Source organism: Erythrobacter sp. (genome assembly GCF_024305245.1).
In the GTDB taxonomy this organism is placed as follows: Bacteria; Pseudomonadota; Alphaproteobacteria; order Sphingomonadales; family Sphingomonadaceae; genus Erythrobacter.
On the sequence record NZ_JAMWYX010000001.1, the window covers coordinates 611,418 to 618,365 of the forward strand.

General features: G+C 62.2%; 6 protein-coding genes and 1 tRNA gene. 2 read left to right on the forward strand and 5 right to left on the reverse strand.

Translation table 11 applies throughout. The annotated features are described in order from the left end of the window. Positions 1-44: 44 nt before the first annotated feature. The 3 genes from Q0L48_RS03010 to Q0L48_RS03020 all read right to left on the reverse strand — a co-directional run bounded on the left by Q0L48_RS03010 (position 45) and on the right by Q0L48_RS03020 (position 2,215). The gene (locus tag Q0L48_RS03010) at positions 45-323 is read right to left on the reverse strand and encodes a hypothetical protein (protein ID WP_296717044.1); all 279 of its coding nucleotides are present in this window, start codon (positions 321-323) and stop codon (positions 45-47) included. A 162-nt stretch (positions 324-485) separates the two neighbouring features. Beyond that, on the reverse strand, positions 486-1,262 hold the full coding sequence (locus tag Q0L48_RS03015; protein ID WP_296717046.1) for a transglutaminase family protein: 777 nt from the start codon (positions 1,260-1,262) through the stop codon (positions 486-488). 122 nt (positions 1,263-1,384) lie between these two features. Then, complete coding sequence (locus Q0L48_RS03020; protein WP_296717049.1) at positions 1,385-2,215, reverse strand: EAL domain-containing protein; 831 nt, start codon at positions 2,213-2,215, stop codon at positions 1,385-1,387. Between the two features lie 146 nt (positions 2,216-2,361). Between Q0L48_RS03020 and Q0L48_RS03025 the strand changes: the two genes are divergently transcribed. Together Q0L48_RS03025 and Q0L48_RS03030 are read left to right on the forward strand one after the other, a co-directional pair. Beyond that, positions 2,362-3,156 (forward strand): NAD kinase, encoded by a 795-nt coding sequence (locus Q0L48_RS03025; RefSeq protein ID WP_296717051.1) that lies wholly within the window; start codon positions 2,362-2,364, stop codon positions 3,154-3,156. 95 nt (positions 3,157-3,251) lie between these two features. After that, a tRNA-Asn gene (locus tag Q0L48_RS03030) sits at positions 3,252-3,326 on the forward strand. 136 nt (positions 3,327-3,462) lie between these two features. Here Q0L48_RS03030 and Q0L48_RS03035 read toward each other — a convergent pair. Both Q0L48_RS03035 and Q0L48_RS03040 read right to left on the reverse strand, forming a co-directional pair. Beyond that, positions 3,463-6,465 carry a TonB-dependent siderophore receptor gene (locus Q0L48_RS03035; RefSeq protein WP_296717054.1) on the reverse strand — a complete coding sequence of 1,001 codons (3,003 nt, stop codon included), beginning with the start codon at positions 6,463-6,465 and terminating at the stop codon, positions 3,463-3,465. A 196-nt stretch (positions 6,466-6,661) separates the two neighbouring features. After that, a complete protein-coding gene (locus Q0L48_RS03040; protein WP_296717059.1) occupies positions 6,662-6,913 on the reverse strand; it encodes a hypothetical protein in 252 nt (83 codons plus the stop codon). Positions 6,914-6,948 lie beyond the last annotated feature (35 nt).

The following is a 6,948-nucleotide window of genomic DNA, read 5'->3' on the forward strand; positions in this document are numbered from 1 at the left end:
TGGGACGCCGCAAAATCACAGTTCAGCAGCAAAATTGGCTGCGATTATTCCATCTCGTCCGCGACTTCGTTGATGGCGTCGGCCCGTTCATCGCCGATGTCATCGATCCGCTCGGCACGCTGGTTGAGAGCATCTTCACCCGCGTCGGTCGGCATTTCATCGGCGCGTTCTTCAAGGGCTGCGGCGCGGTCATCGCCGTAGTCTTCGACGGCATCGGCGCGTTCTTCCAATGCGTCTCCGGTTTCCTCCACCGCACTATCCTGCCCGCAAGCAGCGAGGGCAAAGGCGGGAACGGCCATGATCGCAATCAGGTTCTTCTTCATGATTTCTCTCCGGTTGAAGGGTTCTCAAACTGGTTCGAAACCATTCAACAAGGATAGGTTGGCCGGTGTTCCATTGCGCCGGGTGAGCCGTTCACCGACATCGCCCGGTTGCAGAACCGGAGGATCGCCCTTCCCCCGGCCATAGGCGCCGCGCGCTCCAACTCAGGCGGCTTGCACCGACACGCTTTGGCCGTTCATCTGCAAACCCCGGAAGGCTGTCAGGAAAGCCACATCGCCGCTGTCACGGCCGATCCCGATCTTTGCCATCTCGAATTCCTTGGCCATGCCGGTCGCGTCGACCAGATGCCACGTATCGCTCAGGAACACTTCGGCCACAGCATGGAAATCGGGAGGGTTCACGCCCGGCGCGTACACGCTGGCAAACCGCGCCGGAATGTCGGCGGCGCGGGCGAGCGTGATCATCAGGTGCGCGTAATCGCGGCATATGCCTTTGCGGTCATGGAACGTATCGGCCGCCGTCGTGTCCGAATCGCTCGATCCCGCTACATAGGACAGGTTCCCGGCAATCCAGTCGCGCATGGCGATTATTCTGGCCCCGCCTTCCAAAGCACCGAACTCGTTTTCGACAAAATCGGCGAACTGATTGGACGGGCAATATCGCGACGGCAGAAGATACTGCACAGCCTCGCCCGGCAACCGGTGAAGCGGCACGGCCGACAGCCCCGCCCAGTCACTGCCGATCCGGTCAATCGATACGGTCGCCTTGTAGTCGACAAGGATATGACCCTGCAGGCGAAGCCAGATGCGTTCGCCGATGCCGTCCTGTGCCGGAACCCGGACAAGGTGCTCATACCGCGAGACCGTCATCTGCGCGTGCTCGATAACCTGATCGGGGAGCGCGGCAGCTTCCACCTGCAGCAAGACATCGCATGATTGCTCGAACCGGTAGTCAAGTTGCACGTCGATCTGGAGCTTCACGATTTTCGTTCCGTTCGGATAAGGTCGCCAGAATGTGACGAGGCAGTGGACAGCATAACCCCGCCAGGCGTTGCTTTGTTTCGGCGCTGGCCGAGATAATCCGGGCAGCGCCGTCCGCCGCCTTAGCCGTGCCCCATTCCCCGCGCCGTGCGCGCCAGCGCCAGCACGCTTTCGCTCGGCATGGGCTGCGCGCGCAGGAAGCCTTGCCAATAGTCGCAACCTTCGGCGGTGATCGCGGCTCGCTGGATTTCGCTCTCGATCCCTTCGGCATAGACTGCGAGGCCCAGCGCCTTGCCCAGCGCCACGATGGCTCGCAGCACGGCGAGCGCAGTTGCATCGCCCGGCACGCCATCGACCATCGCCTTGTCGAGCTTCAACGCATCGAGCGGCAATTCGCGCAGATAGCGGAAATTGCAGAACCCTGCTCCGAAATCGTCGAGCGCGGTGCGGAAGCCGAGGCCGCGCAGAGCCTTCAGCGCGCTCGCCGCCTGCGCCAGGTTGCGCAGCAGCAGATCCTCGGTGATTTCCAGCATCAACCGCTTCGGCGCAATGTCCGACCGGCCGATCAGCGCAGCGAAATCGGCGGCAAACCGCGGATCGCCCAGTTCCTCCGGCGTGATGTTGAGCGACAGCGTGAGCGCCTCCGGCCAGGTCGCGGCATCCTCCAGCGCGCGGGCCACCACATGGCGCGATAGCGGCGCGACCAGCGCAGCGCGCTCGGCAATGGCGAACAGGTCACGCGCGCCGATTTCGCCGAGTGTCGGATGCCGCCAGCGTGCCAAGGCCTCGGCCCCGACCACCGCCCCGCTGGCGCAGGCGAATTGCGGCTGGAACAATACCTCGATCTCGCGCCGGTCGAGCGCGCGCAGCAGATCATTCTCTAGCACACCCGGGCGAACGCCGGGCAAGCTGCCAATCGCCGATCCGCGCAATGAAGCCCGTGCCTGTTCCATTTGCGCCCCTTCCGACACGACCCTAGCTTGTGATTGTGCGACTGGCCTGCATCAATTGCAATCCGACCGAATCTGGCACATCAGGGCGATCCGATTGCACGGCGCCGGGGATAAGTCACATCCCGGCGACACCCGGGGAGGGAAAATTGGCCAGCAACGCAGCACCGTACGAGCGCCTCGCGCTGCTCGCTTCCGATACGCCGCGCGCGCAGGAGGCGTTCGCAGCCCTGTCGGCGCAGGGCGAGTGGGTGCCGCTGGAACAGGCCGATGCCGTGGTGGTGCTGGGCGGCGACGGGTTCATGCTGCACACGCTCCACGACATGATCGATGCCGGGCGGGTGATCCCGGCCTACGGGATGAACCTCGGCACGGTCGGCTTTCTCATGAACCGGTATGACAAGCGCGCCGCAATCGCATCGCGCGTTGCCAAGGCGCGCCGCTGGAGCATTGCGCCGCTGCGGGTCGAGGCGATCACCCAGGACGGCGAGAGCCACGAATTATGCGCCATCAACGAAATCTCCCTTCTGCGCGAAACCCGGCAGACCGCGAAGATCGAAGTTACCGTGGGCGACCGGGTGCGGATCAAGGAGCTGGTGTGCGACGGGGTGCTGGTGGCGACGCCGGCCGGATCGACCGCCTACAACCTGTCCGCCAACGGCCCTATCCTGCCGCTGGACAGTAAGCTGCTGGCTCTCACTCCGATCAGCCCGTTTCGCCCGCGGCGCTGGCGCGGGGCAATCCTGCCCGACCGGATGAAGATTATCCTCAAGGTGCTCGACCCGGCCAAGCGTCCGGTTGCCGCGGTGGCCGATCAGAAGGAACTGCGCGACATCGCCGAGGTGCGCCTCGCCATCGCGCAGGACATCGCCCTGACGCTGCTGTTCGACCCCGGCCAATCGCTGGAGGAGCGCATCGTGGCGGAGCAGTTCGTCACCGAGTGAGATGGGCACTTGCCGATCAAAACCCGCTTGCAATCCGCTGCCCTCCCCCATATAGGCGCGCTTCCGCTCTTCCTTAGACCGCTTGGAAGAGTTGCTCCCCGATAGCTCAGCGGTAGAGTAGGTGACTGTTAATCACTTGGCCGTAGGTTCGAATCCTACTCGGGGAGCCATTTTCTTCTTACATTTGTGCTGATTACGCTCGTCGCCCCGGACCTGATCCGGGGTTCGGCTTGTCGTATTCTGCGCCCAAAAAAAGGCACCGCAGGATCGCTCCTGCGGTGCCCTTTGCCGTGCCTGATCCGAGGATCAGAAGCCGAGGCTGTCGGTGTTGATCCGCACCCCGGCATAGAAGAACCGGCCCAGCCAGCCCACCGGCTGCGATGCGCTCCCGCGCGAGGGCAGTTCGTTGCTGAGGTTGTTGACCCCGAGGAAGAAGCTCGCCTGCTCGTTGTCGGTGCGGAACTCGGCGCGCAGATCGTGGACGAAACGGTTGTCGAGTTCGATCACATCGGGTGCGGCGATATCGGGATCGGCGGCGATCTGGTCGATTTCGTAACGCAGCTGTTCGCCGACATACCGGACCCCGTAGTTGAGGCTGATATTGTCGAGGTTCCAGGTCAGGTCGGCCACGCCGCTCCATTCGGGATAGCCGATCTCGCCGCGTTCCTGATCCACGGTCCCGCCATTGGCCGGCAGGAACTCGAACTTGTCCAGATAGCCCACCGTCCCGCTGAGATTGAAGGTGCCGAGATCCCCATCGCCGGGCTCGAAGCGGTAGCTGACGGTCAGGTCGGCGCCCGCGGTCTCGACGAAGGCGACGTTCTGCGGGCCGAGGATAAAGCTGCTGATATAGCCGGTGCCCTGCTCGCGCGAGATCCGGTCGCAGAACACGTTGTCGAGCGTCTCGGAGTCGACGCAGAACTCGGCCGTTTCATCCAGAGACGGTGTACGCACCGCATCGCTGAGGCGGATGTCGTACCAGTCGGCTGTGATCAGCAGGCCGGGAACGAAGCTCGGCTGGACGATCACGCCGGCCGTCCAGGTCGTCGCGGTTTCTTCGCTCAGTTCCGGGTTGCCCGAGAAAATGCCTTCGCGGCTGGCACTCGACTGCGGATCGAGGCTGGGATCGAAGGTGTCGAAATCCGCACCCAGGCCGTTGATCAGCGCCGCGCAGTTCGCCTGCCGGAACGATGTGCCCTGGTTCCGGTTGACCGGGCTGCAGGGGTCATCGAAGAACGCGAACGTGCCGGTGCGCGGCGCGAACAGTTCGGTGATGTTCGGCGCGCGCACCGATTCCGAATAGCCGCCGCGGAAGCGGATATCGCGGATCGGGGCCCACTGGCCGTTGACCGACCATGCCTCGGTGCTGCCAACGGTGGAGTAATCCGAATAGCGGCCGGCGACAGTGAATTCGAGCAGTTCGAAGAACGGTCGGTCGGACAGGATCGGCACGTTGATCTCGCCGAACACTTCCCACACATCGAAGCTGCCGGACTCGTCGGCGAGCAGTGCAAGATCTGCGAGCACGCCGCTGTTCGGATCGAAATCGGTCACCTGCGTGGAGATGTCGTCCGGACGGAAGTTGCTCTTTTCCTTCCGGTACTCAGCGCCGAATGCGAAGTTCACAGCGCCGCCCGGCAGTTCGAAGTAGTTGCCGAAATCGCCTGTGATAAAGGCGTTGGCGACGTGCTGTTCGATGCGATATTCGTTCGAGGTGTCGGTGAGCACGAAGTCGAGCGCCGCCTGACTGGCCACCCCTTCGCCGAACAGGTTGAGCGGAACGCACTCGCCCGGCTGGAAGGTCTGCGGCGCCTCACCGTAGTTGAAGTTGCCCGCGTCAGCGATCGCGCCGCCATCGACGTTCACCCGGCAATCGAACACCCCGTTGGGCGTGCCGGTGGTGAACTGTCCCACGTCGACCACATCGAGCGCCGCGAAGTAGCGGTCTTCGATACGCTGGTTGGTGGAGACGTAGGTGGTGTCGTTGCGGCCATAGACATAGCTCGCCTCGAACCGCACCCGATCGCTGATGTTGCCGTCGAAGCCGACGACGGTGCGATAGAGATCGCGCTCGAAGTTCTCGTTGCGCGTGCCGAGGTCGAAATTGTCGCGATTGAAGAACAGCCCGCCATAGGTGCCCAGCCCGGCGGCGCGGACGGTGTCGGGGATCAACGGATTGTCTTCGGAGATGTAGGTCGCGAAGTCGAAGCTCGGTTGGGCGACAGTGAAGTTGTCGCTCTTCACGTACTTGCCCTCGGCGAAGAACCGCAGGTCGGGCGAAATTTCGTAGTTGAAGAAGGCGTTGAACGCATGGTGTTCGGTGCCAGCCTGCAGGTCGCCCTGATAATCGGCGATCGGGGTGTTGTCGCCGCCGACTGCGAGGAAGTTCGACTGCGGCAAGAAGGTGCCGGGATCGTAGGGCCGACCATCACCGCCAAAAACCGGCGAGAAGCTTTCATCAATGATCAGCGCGCCCCCCGGCGAACTTTCAGCATAGCCGAGGCGGTTCAGAAAAATGTTGTCGGGAATGTTCGGATCGTCGGGAATGTCGTTCGGGTTGCGCACCAGACGGTCCGCCTCGTAACGCCCGGACGGACGGTCGCCGAAGCCGACGCGGTCATCCTTGCGGAATTCATAGGACAGCGCGATGTTCGCCCGGTCGTCAGCGAAGTTCTTGCCGACGGTGGCCGAAAGGAAAAGGCTTCCCGCATCGTCGAAATCGGACATGCCGCCCTGCGCGCGTATATCGACGCCTTCGAAATCGCGGCGCATGATGAAGTTGACCACGCCCGAAACGCCGTCTGCGCCATAGACCGACGAAACGCCGCCGGTCAGTACGTCGACACGCTCGATCAGGCCGACCGGGATGGTGTTGATATCGACCGCCGCTTCGCCCGAAACGCCCGCAACATGGCGGCGTCCGTCAACCAGCACCAGCGTGCGGTTAGCCCCCAGATTGCGCAGGTTGAGCAGGTTGACGCCCGCTGCACCAGTGCGGGCCTGTGAACCGGCAGCGTCGAAATTCGCCTCCGAGTTGAACAGCGCCGGGGTTTGCGTGAGCAGTTCGGTGACGTTGGTAACGCCCGACTGGACGATGTTCTCGCTCGTGATGGCAACGATCGGGGTCGCGGTCGCGGCTTCGGGCCGCTGGATGCGGGTGCCGGTCACGACGATGGCGTTGACCTCTTCTTCGGCGGCAGGTTCGGAAAGGATTTCGGTGTCTTGCGCGACCACCACGGATGGCAATGTGGCCGCAAGAGCCAGAACGCCCGCGCCAGACATGAAGCGCAGATTCTGAAAACTAATCAAATTACGTCGCATGGAAAAATGCATCCTCCAGAGAGATATATCAATCGCAGTCGTATTACCGACCATCTCTGGAATCATGACTAAAGCACTGTCGCCTCACAACGGCGAATTGAGCAGACCGGATATTTCCTATCTTCGAGTCACAATTTTACAACAATATGTTTTTACTTGGATTTTAGACCCACCTCAACCGATACTACATTACCGAAAACGCCGTCCGATTGCGCGCACATAGGTTATTTTCCCAAGCCGCAAATAGCCGATTGGACGCCTTTTCGGTGAAATGCGCTATATCTTCGACAAGCTGCAGGTATGCAGAAAACGGCATCTCGGGACCGGCGGGCAGATCGACAACACTGCAAAAATCGGGAGCCGGAGCATCCGCCGCGCGAACGGGCAAATAAGGCTCCGCACCGGCGAGCGGCGGTCTAGAGCGTTTTCCGCTCATTCTGGTTCATAGCCGCATGATCTGAAGTAATTGGC

Excerpts from the sequence above, each read along its gene's own strand:
- Q0L48_RS03010 (WP_296717044.1), bottom strand. The coding sequence starts at position 323 with ATGAAGAAGAACCTGATTGCGATCATGGCCGTTCCCGCCTTTGCCCTC.
- Q0L48_RS03020 (WP_296717049.1), bottom strand. The coding sequence starts at position 2,215 with ATGGAACAGGCACGGGCTTCATTGCGCGGATCGGCGATTGGCAGCTTG.
- Q0L48_RS03040 (WP_296717059.1), bottom strand. The coding sequence starts at position 6,913 with ATGAGCGGAAAACGCTCTAGACCGCCGCTCGCCGGTGCGGAGCCTTAT.